Below are 18,302 nucleotides of genomic sequence, written 5' to 3'. Positions count from 1 at the left end.
TGCGTTTCGTGGTTGACAACAAAGCTATCAGCACCCACCCGGCCAATTCGACAAAGGATTCTTCATGGACTTTGCACTCAGCGACGAACAGCTGGCCTTTCAGGACAGCGCCCGCGAGTTTGCCCGCTGCGAGCTGGCACCGCATGCCGCGCACTGGGACGAGCAGGAAATCTTCCCGCTGGACGTACTGCGCCGCGCCGGCGAAATGGGCTTTTGCGGCCTGTACACCCCCGCCGAATACGGTGGGCTGGGCCTGTCGCGGCTGGACGCCGCCATCATTTTCGAAGCGCTGTCCGGCGGCTGCACCAGCACCACCGCCTACCTCACCATCCACAATATGGTGAGCTGGATGATAGGCAGCTTCGCCCACCCCGACGTAGCTGCCGCATGGGCACCGGCGCTAGCGGCCGGCCACAAGTTCGGCAGCTACTGCCTGACCGAGCCGGGTGCCGGGTCCGATGCGGCCAACCTGCGCACCCGCGCCGAACGCGACGGCGACGACTACGTACTGAACGGCAGCAAAGCCTTCATCAGCGGCGCCGGTAGCACTGATGTCTTGGTGGTGATGGCACGGACCGGCGGCGCCGGCGCCAAGGGCATTTCGGCGCTGGTGGTACCGGCCGACCTGCCGGGCATTCACTACGGCAAGAAAGAAAAGAAAATGGGCTGGAACAGCCAGCCCACGCGCACCATCACCTTCGACAATGTGCGCGTACCGGTGGCCAACCTGCTGGGGCAAGAAGGCCAGGGCTTTACCTTTGCCATGAAAGGGCTGGACGGCGGCCGCATCAATATTGCCACCTGCTCGGTGGGCACCGCGCAAGCAGCACTGGAAGCGGCCACCCGCTACGTGCAGGAGCGCCAGCAGTTTGGCCAGCCACTGGCCCAGCTGCAAAGCGTGCAGTTCCGCCTGGCGGACATGGCCTGCGAGCTGATTGCCGCCCGCCAGATGGTACGCCTGGCCGCCTGGCAGCTGGACAACGCCAGCCCCGACGCCACCGCCTACTGCGCCATGGCCAAACGCCTGGCCACCGACACCGGCTTCAAGGTGACCAACGAAGCGCTGCAACTGTTTGGCGGTTATGGATATATCAAGGAATACCCGCTGGAGCGCTACGTGCGCGACAACCGCGTACATCAGATACTGGAAGGCACCAACGAAATCATGCGCGTCATCACCGCACGTCGGCTGTTACAGGATGGCGCGCTGGACAGCCTGCGCTAGCAAGCGCTAAAGGCAAAGGCAAAGGCAGATTGGCCACGAAAGCACACGAAAAGCACGAAAAATGACGAGGATAGCCCGCATCGGCACGACCAGATCACACCACAGCTGCGCGGCTTTTTCCGTGCCTCCGGTGTATTCCGTGGCAAAAAAGCAAACGCAGCCTTGTTCGCCACCGAGCACACAGCAGGCCCAGAACTCGAACCTTTTCGTGTTTTTTCGTGGGGTTCGTGGCCAACAAGCAGATACCGTGCAGAGGCTAAAAGCTAAAGCAGACTGGCCACGAAAGCACACGAAAAGCACGAAAAATGACGAGGATAGCCCGCATCGGCACAACCAGATCACACCACAGCTGCCCAGCTTTTTCCGTGCCTTCGGTGTATTCAGTGGCAAAAAAGCAAACGCAGCCTTGTTCGCCACCGAGCACACAGCAGGACCAGGACTCGAACCTTTTCGTGTTTTTTCGTGGGATTCGTGGCAAAAAACTGACTAACGCTGCCAACACACTACCCAGTACAAAAGCACACGACAGACATCCCGAATGAACCGTCTTTCGTGACCAACCAACAGGACACCACACCATGCACTACACCAACCTCACGGTAGAAAAACTCGGTCACACCGCGCTGGTCACCATTGCCAACCCGCCGGCCAATACCTGGACGCTGGACAGCCTGCAGGCGCTACAGCAGCTGGTAGCCGACCTGAATGCCGACCGCAGCATCTACGCACTGGTGATCACCGGGGAAGGCGAAAAATTCTTTAGTGCCGGGGCCGACCTGAAACAGTTTGCCGACGGCGACAAAGGCCATGCTGCCAGCGCCAGCCAGGCATTTGGTGCGGCATTCGAGGCGCTGTCGGGCTTTCGTGGCGTGAGCATTGCCGCTATCAACGGCTACGCCATGGGCGGCGGGCTGGAGTGCGCGCTGGCCTGCGACATCCGCATTGCCGAAGAGCAGGCGCAGATGGCACTGCCAGAAGCTGCCGTGGGCCTGCTGCCCTGCGCCGGCGGCACGCAAAACCTGCCGTGGCTGGTGGGCGAAGGCTGGGCCAAACGCATGATTCTGTGTGGCGAGCGCGTAGATGCCGCCACCGCACTGCGTATCGGCCTGGTAGAAGACGTGGTGCCTAGGGGCGCTGCCCGTGACGCGGCGCTGGCGCTGGCCGACAAGGTGGGCCGCCAGTCGCCGGTAGCGGTTAGTGCCTGCAAGACGCTGGTACAGCGCGCCCGCTACGCACCGCCTGCGGCCAACCTTATCCACGAGCGCGAGCTGTTCATCCAGCTATTCGATAGCGAAGACCAGCGTGAGGGTGTGAACGCCTTCCTGGAAAAGCGCGCACCGGTGTGGAAAAACGCCTGATGACTATTTTGGCCACGAAAAACACGAAAAGCACGACAGTAAAATCAACCCGGCTACCGTTGGCAGACCGTGAAAACCCTGAGGCATGCAAAGACCTGTTTGGTGGTTTTCGTGGCAGGACTGTTGTTGCATCGACCTATCGCCATCATCAAGGAACACCATGAACGACATCGTGCTGTTTGACGAAATCGCCACCACCAGCGGCATGCGCCTGGGGGTGGCCACGCTCAACGCGGAAAAGGCGCTCAATGCGCTGAACCTGGACATGATCCGCCTGCTGGACGCGCGGCTGTCGATCTGGGGCGCCGACGACGGCATCGCCGCCGTATTGCTGCGCGGCGCAGGCGACAAGGCTTTCTGCGCGGGTGGCGACGTACGTGCGCTGCGCGACGCGCTGCTGGCCGACAATAGCTACCCCAACGCGGTGGCGGAAGACTTCTTTACCCGCGAATACGCGCTGGACTACCGCATCCACACCTACCAGAAGCCGCTGCTGGTATGGGGCAGCGGTATCGTGATGGGTGGCGGCCTGGGCCTGATGGCCGGCGCCAGCCACCGCGTGGCCACGGCCAGTACGCGCATCGCCATGCCCGAGATCACCATCGGCCTGTACCCGGACGTGGCCGGCAGCTGGTTTCTGCAGCGCATGCCCGCCAAAAGTGGCCTGTTTCTGGGCCTGACCGGCGCACCGATCAACGCCCGCGACGCACTGCTGGCCAACCTGGCTGACCATATCCTGCCGCAAAACGGCTGGGATACCCTGCTGGCGGCCATGGCCGCCAGCCACTGGCAAACCGACGCGGCGGCCAACCATGCCCGCCTTACCGCGCTGCTGGGCGAGCTGGAAAACCTGAATGCCGACACGCTGGCCGACAGCGCGCTACAGCGCAACCTGCCAGCCATCCATGCCTTGATGAACAAAGGGTCGCTCCAGGCGGTAGACCTGGCACTGCGCAATACCGCTTACGAAGACCCCTGGCTGGCTGCTGCAGCCAAAACCTATGCTGCGGGCTGCCCCACCAGCGCGGCCGTGACGTGGGACATCTATCGCCGCGCCCGCCACCAGTCACTGGCCGAGGTATTCCGCATGGAGCTGGCGCTGTCGCTCAACTTCTGCGCCGGGCCGGAATTCCGCGAAGGTGTACGCGCCCTGCTGGTAGACAAAGACCGCCAGCCCAAATGGGCCCGCCCCACACTGGCCGACGTAGACAGCCATATCGTGGCTGCCCACTTTACCCAACCCTGGCGTGCAGCCGACCACCCACTGGCCGCGCTGGCCTGAGCAAAGGACACACAACATGACACATATCGCATTTATCGGCCTGGGCAATATGGGCGGCCCGATGGCGGCCAACCTGGTCAAGGCGGGCCATGCCGTGAATGGTTTTGACCTGTCGCCACAGGCGCTGGAACAATTTGCTGCCGCCGGCGGCCGCCCTGCCAACAGTGTGCTGCAGGCAGTAGACGGCGCCGAGGTTGTCATCTCCATGCTGCCCGCCGGCCAGCACGTGGAAAGCCTGTACCTGGGCGAAGGCGGCCTGTTTGCCCGCCTGCCAGCAGGCACGCTGGTGATCGACTGCAGCACCATCGCCGCGCATACCGCCCGCGGCGTGGCAGACGCTGCCGCCAGCGCCGGGCTGCGCTTTCTGGACGCGCCGGTCTCCGGCGGTACCGCAGGGGCAGCAGCCGGCACGCTGACCTTCATGATTGGCGGCGATGCGGCCAACGTAGACGCCGCGCGGCCGCTGCTGGCCAGCATGGGCAAAAACCTGTTCCACGCTGGTAGCGCGGGTGCCGGCCAAACCGCCAAGGTGTGCAACAACATGCTGCTGGGCATCCTGATGGCCGGCACCGCCGAGGCGCTGGCGCTGGGCGTACAAAACGGGCTGGACCCGGCGGTACTGTCGGACATCATGAGTAAAAGCTCCGGCAGCAACTGGGTGCTGGACCGCTACAACCCCTGGCCGGGCGTGATGGAAGCCGCCCCTGCCAGCCGTGGCTACAGCGGTGGCTTCATGAGCGAGCTGATGCTGAAAGACCTCCGCCTGGCCAGTGAAACCGCCAGCCAGAGCCAGGCGGCCAACCCCATGGGCAGCCTGGCGCAGCAGCTGTTTGAGTCGCACGTGGCCGCTGGCCAGGGCAAGCTGGATTTTTCCAGCATCGTGCAGCACTTCGCCCCAGACAGCACACGCTAAGACCATGCCGCCACGGGTGCCAGACCACGACATGGCACCCGTGGCGCGCTGAGCCCGCCCTGCCCCGCCAGAGCAGCGCCCCGCACCAGCCTGCCGTCTACCACCGCCCCGCCGCACGGGGCGGCTTGCATTATGGATATTTTCTATAAAGTAAGCCGGTTTACCAGCACAGCGTCGCTATTCAATGTAAACTTACTGCTTCGCGTCCCCACCAATCAACGCGACTATCTCTTTGGCCAGGCAGCCTGCCGGCCCACTCCATGAACTAATGTTTTGTCCGCCCGGATTGGTATTGTCATTGCAATGGGCAGACATCCTGATTGCACAATAAATGTCCGAACTGACTTTTGCTGCACTGGGTCTGGCCGAGCCGCTACTGCGCGCCGTGGCCGACACCGGTTACACCACCCCTACCCCGATCCAGGCGCAAGCCATCCCCCAGGTACTGCTGGGTGGCGACCTGCTGGCCGCAGCTCAGACCGGTACCGGTAAAACCGCCGGTTTTACCCTGCCACTGCTGCACCGCCTGATGGATGCCCCGGCCAAACAGAAAGGCCGCCCGCGCGCCCTGGTGCTGACCCCTACCCGCGAGCTGGCAGCACAGGTTGAAGAATCCGTGCGCGAGTACGGCAAATACCTGCCGCTGAAATCCATGGTGATGTTTGGCGGTGTGGGCATCAACCCGCAGATCGCCGCCCTGCGCAAGCCGGTGGATATCCTGGTAGCCACACCGGGTCGCCTGCTGGACCACGCTGGCCAGAAAACCGTCGACCTGTCCGGCGTAGAAATCCTGGTACTGGACGAAGCCGACCGTATGCTGGACATGGGCTTTATCCACGACATCAAGAAAGTGCTGGCCCTGCTGCCGCAGCAACGTCAGAACCTGCTGTTCTCTGCCACGTTCTCCAACGAGATCAAGACGCTGGCCGACAAGCTGCTGAACCAGCCCAAGCTGGTAGAGGTGGCCCGCCCGAACCAGACCAACGCCCAGATCACCCAGAAGGTGCACCTGGTCGACCGCGACCGTAAAACCGAGCTGCTGATCAGCATGATCAAAGGTGGCGACTGGCACCAGGTGCTGGTATTCACCCGCACCAAACACGGCGCCAACCGCCTGGCCGAGAAGCTGGAAAAAGCCGGCATCGCCAGCATGGCCATCCACGGCAACAAGAGCCAGGGCGCCCGTACCAAGGCGCTGGCCGGCTTCAAGGACGGCAGCCTGCCAGTCCTGGTCGCCACCGATATCGCCGCCCGCGGCCTGGATATCGAAGAGCTGCCACACGTGGTGAACTACGAGCTGCCCAATGTGCCGGAAGACTACGTACACCGCATCGGCCGTACCGGCCGAGCCGGCTGCGTGGGCGAAGCCATTTCGCTGGTCTGCGTAGACGAGCTGGGCTTCCTGCGCGATATCGAGAAGCTGACCAAGCAAACCGTGGAACGCTTTACCGTTCCCGGCTTTGAAGCCGACCCGAACGCAGAGCCGCAAGCCATCGAAATCGGCCTGGGCCGCTACATTCACGGCGCACTGACCCCCACCAGCACCCCGAAAGGCGGCAGCAGCGGCAATAACCGTCGCGGCGGCCAGGGCGCACGCCAGGGCCAGGGTGGCAAACCACGCCAAGCCAAACCAGCACAGCGCGAGGGCGGTGAAGTACAAGAAAAACGCGCACCGCGCACGGCCAAACCGGCAGGCGACAAGCCAGCCCAGCCAGCACGCGGCCAGAACGGCGACGCCCGCCGCAACAGCAACGGCGGCAAGCCGCGCAGCGACAGCCAGCAACAGCCGAGAGCTGCGGGTGACAAGCCGCGCCAGCCACGCCAGGAGAAACCGCGCAAACCGCAAGGCGAGCCAAACGGTAACTTCTTCCATGACGACGGCCCGCGCCAGCCTACCCTCACCATGCACGAGCTGAGCATGGGCACGCTCACCGGCCGCAAGCCACCGCGCCAGCAAAACAGCGGCATGCAGCAACAGCCGCGCGGCCAAGGCCAAGGCGGTGCACGCCAGGGCCAAGGCGGCAAGCCACGCCAGCAGCAGGCCGCGCTGTTCAGCGCGCCCAAGCGCAAGCCGTAAGCACCGGCAGCACTACGCGAAAGCCCCGACTCGCCATGGCGAGTCGGGGCTTTTTCATGCCAGCTTTGTCAGGGTCAGGCCGGTTGATCCGACAGCGACACGGCCAAGGCCGGATCGCGATAATCGCGGTCGGCACCCGGCAGCGCTTGCAGCGCTTGCTGGCGCAGCAGCGCCCCCAGTCGGGTTAATGCCACGCCCTTGCCGTACAGCGCCCGCATATGTTGCGGGCTGGCTTGCAAGGCAGCATCAAAATCGGCCAGCGCCTCGGCGTCACGCTTCAGCCACAGCCTAGCCTGGCCGCGCGCGACCAAGGCGTTGGCCGCATTGCCGGGCTGTGCCAGCGCAGCAGCACAATCCGCCAAACCGGCTTCGGCTTGGCCTGCCTGTACACGCGCCACACAACGTGCGCCCAGATAGCGTGCATTGCCAGGTGCGCTGGCAATGGCCTGGTCAAGATCCGCCAACGCCGCATCGACGCGGCCTTGCCCCAGCCAGATCTGGCCACGGTTGAAACGGGCGGCTGCGTGCTGTGGCTGGCTAGCCAGCACTGCGTCAAGCAAAGGCAAAGCCGCCTGGGGCTTGCCCTGCTCCAACAGTTGATGGGCTTGTTTGACGGTGACGTCCACCGGCTCGGTGGCGCGGGCATAACTGGTCGCGAGCAGGCAAAACAGAGTGGCAGCGGCTAAACGGCAGGCGGTATGGTGCGGAGACATGGTCCATCCTTGGTAGCAAGTTACTGGCTGGCTGACCCAAAGGCTGGCTGGCTGGGGAAAGCATTATTGCAAAATGCATAATGCCATGACAAGCCATGCGCTGTACTTGCTACGGCGCTTGGCCACACCGGATAGCCGCAGGCCGCCTATTACAGGTCACAAGGTTGGCCGCAGTGGCGCGGCCAACCTTGTGAGGGCGTGCACTCAAGCCTTGGGCTGGATGGTATAGCCCTTGGCTTGTAGTGCCTTTTGCCATTCAGAGAGCGCAATGTCAACCAGCGCCGGCTGGCCGGTAAAGCCGAATTCGATGTGCATCTGGGCAATGCGCTCGTTACCGAAGCTGGGCAGGCTGGATAGCCGCAGCGCCGGGTAGCGCGCCACAAAGTCCTGCATCAGGCTGATAAGGTCGCCTTCGCGCGCATCCAGCGCAATGCAGCCGCGCTCTACGTCTGGCGTGTCGCTGAATAGCTGGCGGTAATGGGTATCCAGCACCCACTCCACCATGGGCCAGGCCATTTTGGGGAAGCCCGGCACAAAGTGCACATGGCCACAGCTGAAGCCGGGAATCTGGTTAACCGGATTGGGGATGATGCTGGCGCTGGCAGGAAAGGTACCCATATGGATGCGGTGCGGGTAGGCTTCGTCGCCAAAGCGCCCTTCTATCAAGGCGCGCGCCTCGGGGTGAACAGCCAGCGGCTCGCCCAGCGCCGCCGCGGCACAGGCGCGGGTGTGGTCGTCCGGGGTGGCCCCGATGCCGCCAAAGCTGAACACCAGGTCGCCACTGGCAACCGCGCGGCGCAGCGCGGCTTCGATGCGTGCCGGGTCGTCGCCCAGGTATTCCGCCCACGCCAGCTTCATGCCGCGTGCGGCCAACATGCGAATCAACGACTGCATATGCTTATCCTGGCGTTTGCCGGACAGCAGCTCGTCCCCAATAATCAGTGCACCGGTTTTCATGGTTTTAGCTTCCTAATTGTTGACGTATTGTATAGTACAACATTCCAACAACCTCGCGCAGCGCCTGATGGCACTCTTGCATGGCATTACCGCTAGGTAGCCAGTGCACCAGGCCCTGCCCATCGTAACGGCTATAGCCCGTAGAAGCAGGCAACACCTGTAAACCTTGCGCAGTAAAGAAAGGCAGCGCCCTGGGCATATGCCAGGCCTGGGTCACCAGCACGATGCGCTGTATGCCGTCTTTGGTTAACAGTGCCTGGCTATAGCGGGCGTTTTCGAGTGTGGTACGCGATGCGCCTTCTTGCCAGCGCACGCCAAGGCCATAACTCTGCTGCAGTACACGCGCCATCACCACCGCTTCCGGCTCGCCACCCAGCGGCGAGCCACCGCTGACCAGAATCGGCAGGCCGGTCTGGCGCGCCAACCAGGCGCCGTACTGTACACGCTGGTTGGCCGCCCCCGAGAGCACGTTGGCCGCATACTCCGGTGCGGGGCGCTGCCCGCCGCCCAGAATCACGATGGCCTGCGCCTGGCGGGCATCGGCTGGCGCCAGCGGCGGGTAGCGCTCCAGCCAGCGGTTAAGCCACATGGCGGTCACCGGCAAGCTAAGCAGATAAGCAGATAAGCCGGCAGCCCATATCAGGCTGCGCCCCAGCCGTGGCCGGTGGCGCTGCAGCAGCCAGCCGGCCACGGCCAGCAGCAGATAGTTGAGCGGGGGCAGCATCAGCGAGCCCAGCAGCAGGTGCAACAGCACCATGCTATCGGTTTGTGCGGTCATGACGGTTTCCATAGCTTATGGGCAGCAGCATGATAGCTGGCAGGCCGGCGCGAGCACAAAGAAAAACCCCCTGCCACAGGACAGGGGGTTGGTCAGGCGATGAGCTGGCTTATTCGCCCAAGTAGGCGTTACGTACGCGCTCGTCGGCCAGCAGCTCTTGTGCCGGGCCGCTCATGGTGATGCGGCCGCTTTCCATCACGTAGCCACGCTGAGACACTTCCAGGGCCAGCTTGGCATTCTGCTCTACCAGCAGCATGGTCACGCCCTCTTTGGCCACCATCTGGATGATCTCGAAGATCTTTTCCACGATCAGCGGCGCCAGGCCCATGGAAGGCTCGTCCAGCAACAGCAGCTTGGGCTGGGAAATGATGGCACGCGCCATCGCTACCATTTGCTGCTCGCCACCGGACAAGGTGCCGGCCAGCTGCTTCTGGCGCTCTTTCAGGCGCGGAAACAGCTCGTAGCCACGCTCGATATCACGCTGGATGCCATCTTTGTCGTTACGATGATAGCCACCCATTTGCAGGTTTTCTTCCACCGTCAGCTTGCCAAAGATACCGCGACCTTCCGGCACCATCACCAAGCCATTACGCACAAAGTTGAACGAGGCGATGTTGTCGGTTTCCTTGCCATCGAAATGGATGGTGCCACCGGACTTTTTCACCATGCCCACCAAGGTCTTCAGCGTGGTGGTCTTACCGGCGCCGTTGGCACCGATCAGCGTTACCAGCTCGCCCTTGTTGATGTGAAAATCGATGCCACGTACGGCCTGGATACCGCCGTAGGACACTTGCAGGTTTTTGACTTCCAAGAGACTCATGAGTGTGCCGCTCCAAGGTAAGCTTCAATGACTTTAGGATCCTTGCGCACCACTTCCGGCACGCCTTCGGCGATTTTCTTGCCGTAGTCGAGCACGGCAATACGGTCGCACAGGCCCATCATCAGCTTCACGTCGTGTTCGATCAGCAGAACGGTGACACCGTCGTTGCGGATCTTCTCCATCAGCGTCTTCAGGTCTTCGGTTTCTTTCGGGTTCATACCGGCTGCAGGCTCGTCCAGCGCCAGCAGCTTCGGCTCGGTGGCCAGCGCGCGGGCGATTTCCAGGCGGCGCTGGTGGCCGTACGACAGGTTGCGGGCACGCTCGTGCGCCACATCGTCGATACCCACGTATTTCAGCAGCTCCCAGGCTTTCGCCTCGATCGCAGCTTCCTCTTCACGCGTCGCCTTGGTGCGCAGGATGGCGCCCAATGCACCCGCCTTGGAGCGGATATGGCGGCCAACCATCACGTTTTCCAGCGCCGTCATCTCGTGGAACAGGCGAATGTTCTGGAAAGTACGCGCAATACCACCGGCTACCACGATGTGCGGAGGGGCACGGAACAGGTCCTTGCCGTCGAAGGTGAAGGTACCTTCGTCCGGGGTGTACAGGCCGGTCAGCACGTTGAACATGGTGGTTTTACCGGCACCGTTCGGGCCGATCAGACCGTAGATTTCGCCTTTGTTAATGTGCAGGGCAACATTATTCAGGGCATGAAGGCCGCCAAAGCGTTTGTGGATGCCTTCGATTTTCAGCAGAACTTCAGCCATGGCTTAACCTTTCTTGGCATCTTCAAACTCGGCTTTGCGGCGCTTGGACGGCCACATGCCTTCTGGGCGGGTCAGCATCATGATTACCATGGCAAGACCGAACAGCAGCATACGTGCGTTTTCCGGGTCCACAATCATCCGGCCGAACGTGTGCATTTGCAGCGGGCCAATCACATCACGCAGGATTTCCGGCGCAATGGTCAGCACAACAGCACCCAGGATGACGCCAGGGATATGACCCATGCCACCCAGTACTACCATGGCCAGAATCATGATGGATTCCAGCAGGCCGAAGGATTCCGGCGAAATGAAGCCCTGGAAGGCCGCAAACAGGCCACCAGCCACACCACCGGACAAGGCGCCCAGGGCAAAAGCCAGCAGTTTGATATTGCGGATGTTCAGACCCATGGCCGATGCAGCAATCTGGTCTTCACGCATGGCTACCCAGGCACGGCCGATACGGGAGTACTGCAGGCGGTAGGCCATGATCACCACGCCCACGGTCAGCGCCAGGAACAGGTAGTAGTACATGTGTACCGGGTTCAGCGCAAAGCCGGCTACGTCGATGGTTTTACCCATGGAGAAGCCACCGACCTGGATCGGGTCGATCAGGTTGATACCCTGCGGGCCGTTGGTGATGTTGATCGGCGCGTTCAGGTTGTTCATGAAGATACGGATGATCTCGCCGAAACCCAGGGTCACGATCGCCAGGTAGTCACCTTTCAGTTTCAGCACTGGCGTACCCAGCAGCAGACCGAACACGGCCGCACACAGCGCACCCAGCGGAATGCTGATGTAGAACGGCAGGTGAATATCAAAGTGCGGCGAACCCAGCAGCGCGAAGGTGTAGGCACCCACGGCGTAGAAGGCGATAAAGCCCAGATCCAGCAGGCCGGCAAAGCCCACCACGATGTTCAGGCCCAGGGCCAGCATCACGTACAGCAAGGCAAAGTCGATGGTACGTACCCAGGAATTACCCAGGGTGCTACCCACCACGAAAGGCAACACTGCCAGCACGATGGCCGAGGCAATGAATACGCCGAGTTTTTTGTTGGCATTCATAGTCATACGTACCCCGTGTTAAGCGCGATCGGCCATCTTCTCGCCCAGCAGGCCAGAAGGACGGAAAATCAGCACCGCAATCAGCACCATGAAGGCAAAGATGTCCTGATAGTGCGAGCCCAGGAAACCACCGGTCAGGTCACCGATATAACCGGCACCCAGACTTTCGATGATACCCAGCAGGATACCGCCGGCTACCGCGCCACCCAGGTTGCCGATACCACCCAGCACCGCTGCAGTAAACGCTTTCAGGCCGATCATGAAGCCCATGTAGTAGTGAGCCTGATCGTAGTTGGTGGCCACCATCACACCGGCAATGGCACCCAGTGCCGAGCCGATAACGAAGGTAGCGGAAATGATGGTGTTAACGTTGACGCCCATCAAGCCGGCAACCGCCGGGTTCTGGCTGGTCGCACGCATGGCGCGGCCCAGCTTGGTTTTTTCAACCACCACCAGCAGACCTACCATCAGCGCCAGGCACAGCACCACAATGCCGACTTGCAGCTGGGTGATGGTGGCACCGAACACGTCGATGGTGTCATGGCTCAGGATGGGCGGGAACGGGATGTAGTTACGACCCCAGATCAGGATGGCCGCTTGCTGCAGCACGATGGACAGGCCGATCGCGGTGATCAGCGGGGCCAGTTTTGGTGCATTACGCAGCGGGCGGTAGGCCACACGCTCGATCACGAAGCCCAGCAACATACACGCCGGAATCGCCACCAACAGGCCGATAAGCACCAGAACGGGGCCTGGCAAAGCCACGCCTGCGCTGGTGAGCAGGGAAATAACGGTGATGGTAACCATAGCGCCAAACATCACTACTTCGCCGTGAGCAAAGTTGATGAGGCCCATGATCCCGTACACCATGGTATAGCCAAGTGCGATAAGGGCATAAATACTGCCCAGCACAAGTCCATTCAGGATCTGTTGCAGAAAAATGTCCACGGTGGGATCTCCTTAGATTGATGGTCCCGATAGCTTTATCCGGGGGTTTACCCTCTATATGCCATCTTGTTGGCCGCACCTTACAGACTGTCAACTGTAAGACAAGCCGAGCGGATTATGTAGGTGTATCCAATTGACTGTCAATCTTAAAGAAAGGCGAATTTCACCTTTTTGCAGCATTTTTTTATTTTTTTGCAAGCATTTGATTTTGCTAGTGTTTTTTAGTCAAAACAGGGGCGCGGCAATATATTGCAGTGCAAAATATTACGCATTTGGGATGTTATTTTCAGATGAGGCGGGTTTTAAAAATTTTCGCTTATCAACTTAAATTGTGCCAATTATTTTCCATTTCGAACAATGCAGTCACGCCAACGTTTCGTTTTTGCGAATATGCGACGGCAACATTCTGTATACAATCTACCGTATTCGTTTTTGACCGCCAGACAGCAAAAAGCCGCAGCCCGGGAAGGCTGCGGCTTTTCATGCCATATGGCAGTAATCAGGCCAGCTGGAACGGGTAAACCGTGCCAAGACCCAGAATGCCAGTGAGCTCATCCAGTGCAGTACGGCATTCCACCAGCAACTGGGGATCGGCCAGATCCTCCGGCGCCAGGCGGTCGCGATAATGCCGGTCTACCCAAGCATTAAGCGTGCCAAATAGCGCCTCGCTCATCATTACATTCGGGTTCACTGCCGCAATCTCGCTGGCCGACAGTGCCACACGCAAGCGCAGGCAGGCCGGGCCACCGCCGTTCTGCATGCTCTGCTTCAGGTCAAAGACGCGGATTTCAGCAATCGGGCCACCGCTGTGCACCAGTTTCTGCAGGTACGTCCACACACGCTCGATGTTGCGGCACTCTTCCGGCACCACAATGATCATCTTGCCGTCGGCACGGGACAGCAGCTGGCTGTTAAAGAGATAGCTCTTCACCGCTTCTTCCACGGTCACGTCGGCCTGCGGCACCTCGATAGGCACAAACTGCCCGCCCACCGCGGCCAACTTGCGCGCCAGCTCGTTCAGCACGTCTTGCTGATGCAGGAACGACTTCTCGTGGTGGAACAGCACATTGCGGTTACCTACCGAGATCACATCGTTGTGGAAGACACCGGCGTCGATGGTGTCGGGGTCTTGCTGGGCGTACACCACGCCCTCTTCCTTCAGGCCGTGCAGGCGCGCCACCGCGTGGCAGGCCTCTAGTGTCTGCCGTGCCGGGAAGCGTGCCGGTTTCGGGTAGCGGCCATCAAAAGCCGAGGCACCAAACACAAAGAACTCCACCCCCGCCCCGTCGTACTCGTGGCAGAAGCGCGTATGGTTGGCCGCACCTTCGTCGCCAAAGTGCATCTGTGCCGGCAGCGCCGCATGGACGGCAAAGCGGCTTTCATCAGCAAACATGGCCTGCAGGATGCGGCGCGTGGTGGGGTGCTCGATGGAACGGTGAAACTTGTTGTTCAGGTTGGCCGGGGTAAAGTGCACGCGGCCGTCGGCGGTGTCGCCGGATGGGCTGACAGTGGCAGCGTTGGCTGTCCACATGCACGATGCCGACGTGGCCGCAGCCAGAATGGCTGGCGCTTCTTTGGCGGCGCGGACAATCACCTGGGCGTCGGTACCGCTAAAGCCCAGCTGGCGCAGGCTGGCCACATCCGGACGCTCGTGCGGGGCCAGTACGCCCTGCTTGAAGCCCAGGTCGTGCAGCGCCTTCATTTTGGCCAGGCCCTGCTTGGCCGCCAGCTTGGGGTTGGACGCCGCACGCTGGTTGCCGGTAGAGGCCACATTACCGAACGACAAGCCGCTGTAGTTGTGCGTGGGGCCCACCAGGCCATCAAAGTTCACTTCAAATGCTTGGCTCATAGCGTGATCCCCGGGGAAAGTTGTGCCGGTACGGTCAGGCTGTCGCACTCCAGCGACGCCACCGGCCAGGCGCAGTAGTCGGCCGCGTAGTAAGCGCTAGGGCGATGGTTGCCGGAGGCACCGATGCCACCAAACGGTGCCGCGCTGGACGCGCCGGTCAGCGGTTTGTTCCAGTTCACCACGCCGGCGCGCGCTTCCAGCAGGTAGTGCTCGTACTGGGCGCGGTCGTCGGACAGCACACCGCCCGCCAGACCAAAGCGCGTGTCATTGGCGATATCGATGGCTTGCGCGAAATCGTTGTAGCGGATGATCTGCAGCAGCGGGCCGAAGAACTCATCGTCCGGGCGCTGTGCGTGGGTGGTATCGATAATGCCCGGGCTCAGCAGCGCGCCGCTGGCCGACAGCCGTTTCATTTCCAGCAGTACCTTGCCGCCGCTAGCCTGCAGGCTGGCCTGTGCGGCCAACAGCGCATCGGCTGCCGCATTGGAAATCACCGAGCCCATGAAGGGCTGCGGCTCATCGTTATACAAACCTACCTTGAGGTTGGCCGCCACCTGCACCAGGCGCGCAACAAACGCGTCGCCTGCTGCACCGGCAGCCACCAGCAGGCGGCGTGCACAGGTGCAACGCTGGCCGGCGGACACAAAGGCCGACTGGATAACGTGGTGCACCGCCGCGTCCACATCGGCCACCTGGCCGACGATGAGCGGGTTGTTGCCGCCCATTTCCAGCGCCAGGATTTTCTCTGGCTGGCCGCCAAAAGTTTTGTGCAGCAGGTTGCCGGTGGCCGAGCTACCGGTAAAGAACAGGCCGTCGATGCCGTCGTGGTTGGCCAGCGCAATGCCGGTTTCCTTGGCGCCTTGCAGCAGGCTGATCACGCCAGCCGGCAGGCCTGCCTCGGCCCACAGGCGCACGGTTTCCTGTGCGGTCCACGGGGTCAGCTCGGACGGTTTGAATACCACGGTGTTACCGGCAATCAGCGCGGGCACGATATGGCCGTTGGGCAGGTGGCCCGGAAAGTTATAGGGGCCAAACACCGCCACCACGCCGTGCGGCTTGTGGCGCAATACTGCCTGGGCATCGCCCATCGGTGCGGCGCGCTCGCCGGTGCGCTCGTGGTAGGCCTTGATGGAGATATCCACCTTGTTCACCATGGTGGTGACTTCGGTTTGCGCTTCCCACATCGGTTTGCCGGTTTCGCGGGCAATCACCTCGGCCAGCTGGGCCTTGTTGGCGGCCAGCAGTTCGCCAAAACGGCGAATAATGGCCAGGCGCTCGTCCAGCGGCAGGCGTGCCCAGGCTTTGAAGGCGGCGCGGGCGGCAGCCACAGCGCGGCCAACTTGTGCCGCGCTGGCGGCCTGGCCTTGCCAGATTGTCTCACCGGTGGCCGGGTTGGTTTTGTTCAGCAGCTCGCCTTCGCCGGCGAACCAGCTGCCATCGATAAACTGGGTAGTCACTATGCAGTCTCCTTTGGCGACAGCGTGACGATACGCACGGGGTCGCCCTGCTTGATATTCAATGCGCTGGCCTGTTCGGCACTCAGCGTTACGCCCTCCGGCCCGCGCACCAGCTCGGCCAGAATCACGCGGAAGCTGTCGTAGCCGGTATTGGCCACCAGATACCACTCGGCCTGGCCGTCGGGCTGGGCGCCGATGCTGGCGGGCAGCACGCGGCTTTCGCGCACGGCGCGTACGTCTTGTACATAAGCCTGTACGGTAGGGCCGGCGTCAAAAATGTCGACGTAGCCTTCGTAGCGGAAGCCCTCGCTATGCAGCATGGCCACCGCCGGGCGGGTGTTGTCGTGTGTCTTGCCGATAACGTCCTGCGCGGCTTGCGGCAAAAAGTCGATGTACACCGGAAACTTGGGCATCAGCTCGGCCACAAAGGATTTTTGCCCCACGCCGGTCAGGTAGTCTGCCTCGGCAAACTCCATCGAGAAGAAATGGCGGCCCAAGGCCTCCCAGAACGGCGATTTGCCTTGCTCGTCGGACACGCCGCGCATTTCGGCCACCACCACCTTGCCAAACAGCTGGTGGAATTGCGCCAGAAACAGAAAGCGGCTCTTGGACAGCAGGCCACCGTTCTTGTTGACGCGGAAGTCCGGATGCAGGAACAGCGTGCACAGCTCGCTGTAACCGGTGTGGTCATTGGACAGGAACAGGGTTTCGTGACGGGTGTAGACGTCCAGCTCTTCGGACGCATGCACGATATTGCCCACGCGGTAGTTGTACCAGGGCTCTTTCAGGCCCACTGCCGCTTCCAGTGCACAGATACCGCCAACGCGGCCGCTATCGGTGTCTTCCAGCACAAATACATAGCCGCGCTCGGCCAGCTCGGCCTCGCCGCTAAAGCTGCGCTCGGAGCGGGCAATACGTGCGGCCAACCTGTCTTCATTCACCGGCAAGCTGGTGAGCCCGACACCGGCGCTACGCGCCAGGTCCATCAAACCGGGCAGATCCCCTGCCCGTACGGGGCGAATTACCATCATGCTTGGGCCCTCCCGGCTTCAGGCAGCAACGGGGCGGCACAGATGCGCTGGCCGCTGCTGACAGACAGCGCACGGGCTGTCTCCTGGGTAATGAACATCACGTCGTCTACCAGGCTGGCGTGCGCCTGGGTGGCGGCAAATTGGCTGCTGCGGTGGTTGGACAGCAACATTTCCTGCGCGCCGGCCGGCAGCACAGGTGCCACCTCTACCGGGTACACGCCCTGCTGGCGCAGCGAAAACAGCTGGTCTACCTCGGCGGTCAGCACGGCGCCGCCGTCAAAAATATCGATGTAGTCGTCGGCCTCGAAGCCCTCGCGCGACAGGATGCTGAACGGGCGCTCGAAATCGGGGTGAATCTGGCCAATGGCGTTCTGTGCCGCATCGGGCAGCAGGGGTACGTAGATAGGGTAAGTGGGCATCAGCTCGGCAATGAAGGTCTTACTACGCTGGGCAAATGCCTGCTCTACCTGCGGGAAATCCATATTGAAGAAGCGGCGGCCAATGGCATCCCAGAACGGCGACTGGTCGTTTTCGTCCAGCATGCCTTGCATCTCTACCAGAATGCGGCGGCCAAAGCGTTCGCGCGCGGCCGCCATATACAGCAGACGGGCACGCGACAGCAGCTCGTAGGCACGAATGGGGTACTGCGGCGAACAGAAAAAGCCGCACAACTGCACCATACCGGTGAGGTCATGGCACATGGTCAGGACATGGATGCGGTTGTTCACCTGCAGCGCGCGCGAGGCGTGCACCATGGTTTCGCTGCGGTAGCTGTAGAACGGCTCTTCAAAACCGGCGGACGCGCTGATGGACGCGGTACCGATCACCCGGCCTTCGTCTTCCAGCACGAACATATAGTATTCACGCCCGGTTCCGGCGATGGTTTCGTGTTCGAAAGCCCCCAGCGAGGTCTGGATTTTTTCGTAAAGCTTTTCCCGATTGTTCGGCAAGCTGGTTACGCCAATGCCACTCTCCACCGCCATGGTTTCAATGAGCGGCAGATCGGAAATGCGTACTGGGCGCACGATCAGCATGAAAGCCTCTCTCTCGTTATTATCCGGCGCA

General features: G+C 61.6%; 17 protein-coding genes. 6 read left to right on the top strand and 11 right to left on the bottom strand.

Annotation, left to right across the window (positions count from 1 at the left end):
- The first annotated feature begins 64 nt into the window (after positions 1–64).
- From ACZ9XP_RS03720 to ACZ9XP_RS03695, 6 genes are all read left to right on the top strand, one after another.
- Entirely contained in the window at positions 65–1,225 is a 1,161-nt protein-coding gene (locus ACZ9XP_RS03720; protein ID WP_465188010.1) for an acyl-CoA dehydrogenase family protein, read from the top strand.
- Positions 1,226–1,364: 139 nt separating this feature from the next.
- On the top strand, positions 1,365–1,715 hold the full coding sequence (locus tag ACZ9XP_RS03715; protein WP_465188009.1) for a hypothetical protein: 351 nt from the start codon (positions 1,365–1,367) through the stop codon (positions 1,713–1,715).
- Positions 1,716–1,803: 88 nt separating this feature from the next.
- On the top strand, positions 1,804–2,583 hold the full coding sequence (locus ACZ9XP_RS03710) for an enoyl-CoA hydratase (protein ID WP_147684620.1): 780 nt from the start codon (positions 1,804–1,806) through the stop codon (positions 2,581–2,583).
- A 160-nt stretch (positions 2,584–2,743) separates the two neighbouring features.
- Positions 2,744–3,865 carry an enoyl-CoA hydratase/isomerase family protein gene (locus tag ACZ9XP_RS03705; protein WP_465188008.1) on the top strand — a complete coding sequence of 374 codons (1,122 nt, stop codon included), beginning with the start codon at positions 2,744–2,746 and terminating at the stop codon, positions 3,863–3,865.
- 16 nt (positions 3,866–3,881) lie between these two features.
- Complete coding sequence (gene mmsB, locus ACZ9XP_RS03700) at positions 3,882–4,778, top strand: 3-hydroxyisobutyrate dehydrogenase (protein WP_465188007.1); 897 nt, start codon at positions 3,882–3,884, stop codon at positions 4,776–4,778.
- Positions 4,779–5,109: 331 nt separating this feature from the next.
- The gene (locus ACZ9XP_RS03695) at positions 5,110–6,855 is read left to right on the top strand and encodes a DEAD/DEAH box helicase (protein ID WP_147684614.1); all 1,746 of its coding nucleotides are present in this window, start codon (positions 5,110–5,112) and stop codon (positions 6,853–6,855) included.
- 74 nt (positions 6,856–6,929) lie between these two features.
- On the opposite strand, the gene ACZ9XP_RS03690 is transcribed toward ACZ9XP_RS03695, so the two are convergent.
- The 11 genes from ACZ9XP_RS03690 to aruF form a co-directional block, all read right to left on the bottom strand.
- The gene (locus ACZ9XP_RS03690; RefSeq protein WP_147684612.1) at positions 6,930–7,568 is read right to left on the bottom strand and encodes a tetratricopeptide repeat protein; all 639 of its coding nucleotides are present in this window, start codon (positions 7,566–7,568) and stop codon (positions 6,930–6,932) included.
- Between the two features lie 204 nt (positions 7,569–7,772).
- The gene (locus ACZ9XP_RS03685) at positions 7,773–8,525 is read right to left on the bottom strand and encodes a molybdopterin-binding protein (protein ID WP_147684610.1); all 753 of its coding nucleotides are present in this window, start codon (positions 8,523–8,525) and stop codon (positions 7,773–7,775) included.
- 4 nt (positions 8,526–8,529) lie between these two features.
- Positions 8,530–9,303, bottom strand: coding sequence for a YdcF family protein (locus ACZ9XP_RS03680; RefSeq protein ID WP_465188006.1), 774 nt, complete (start codon positions 9,301–9,303; stop codon positions 8,530–8,532).
- A gap of 109 nt (positions 9,304–9,412) precedes the next feature.
- Positions 9,413–10,123 (bottom strand): ABC transporter ATP-binding protein, encoded by a 711-nt coding sequence (locus ACZ9XP_RS03675; protein ID WP_147684606.1) that lies wholly within the window; start codon positions 10,121–10,123, stop codon positions 9,413–9,415.
- Entirely contained in the window at positions 10,120–10,890 is a 771-nt protein-coding gene (locus ACZ9XP_RS03670; RefSeq protein ID WP_147684604.1) for an ABC transporter ATP-binding protein, read from the bottom strand. The genes ACZ9XP_RS03675 and ACZ9XP_RS03670 overlap by 4 nt, the downstream gene beginning before the upstream one ends.
- Before the next feature lie 3 nt (positions 10,891–10,893).
- Positions 10,894–11,958 carry an ABC transporter permease subunit gene (locus ACZ9XP_RS03665; RefSeq protein ID WP_206211231.1) on the bottom strand — a complete coding sequence of 355 codons (1,065 nt, stop codon included), beginning with the start codon at positions 11,956–11,958 and terminating at the stop codon, positions 10,894–10,896.
- Positions 11,959–11,970: 12 nt separating this feature from the next.
- Entirely contained in the window at positions 11,971–12,900 is a 930-nt protein-coding gene (locus ACZ9XP_RS03660; protein WP_147684602.1) for a branched-chain amino acid ABC transporter permease, read from the bottom strand.
- Between the two features lie 499 nt (positions 12,901–13,399).
- Positions 13,400–14,749 (bottom strand): N-succinylarginine dihydrolase, encoded by a 1,350-nt coding sequence (astB, locus tag ACZ9XP_RS03655; RefSeq protein WP_147684600.1) that lies wholly within the window; start codon positions 14,747–14,749, stop codon positions 13,400–13,402.
- Complete coding sequence (gene astD / locus ACZ9XP_RS03650) at positions 14,746–16,206, bottom strand: succinylglutamate-semialdehyde dehydrogenase (protein ID WP_147684598.1); 1,461 nt, start codon at positions 16,204–16,206, stop codon at positions 14,746–14,748. Before astD ends, astB begins: the two co-directional genes overlap by 4 nt.
- On the bottom strand, positions 16,206–17,237 hold the full coding sequence (gene astA / locus ACZ9XP_RS03645) for an arginine N-succinyltransferase (protein ID WP_147684596.1): 1,032 nt from the start codon (positions 17,235–17,237) through the stop codon (positions 16,206–16,208). Before astA ends, astD begins: the two co-directional genes overlap by 1 nt.
- A complete protein-coding gene (gene aruF / locus ACZ9XP_RS03640; protein WP_147684594.1) occupies positions 17,234–18,271 on the bottom strand; it encodes an arginine/ornithine succinyltransferase subunit alpha in 1,038 nt (345 codons plus the stop codon). Before aruF ends, astA begins: the two co-directional genes overlap by 4 nt.
- Positions 18,272–18,302 lie beyond the last annotated feature (31 nt).

It is taken from the genome of Vogesella perlucida (genome assembly GCF_979366545.1).
Note: the sequence above shows the minus strand (reverse complement) of the source record. Positions and strands in the feature narration are given on the sequence as shown.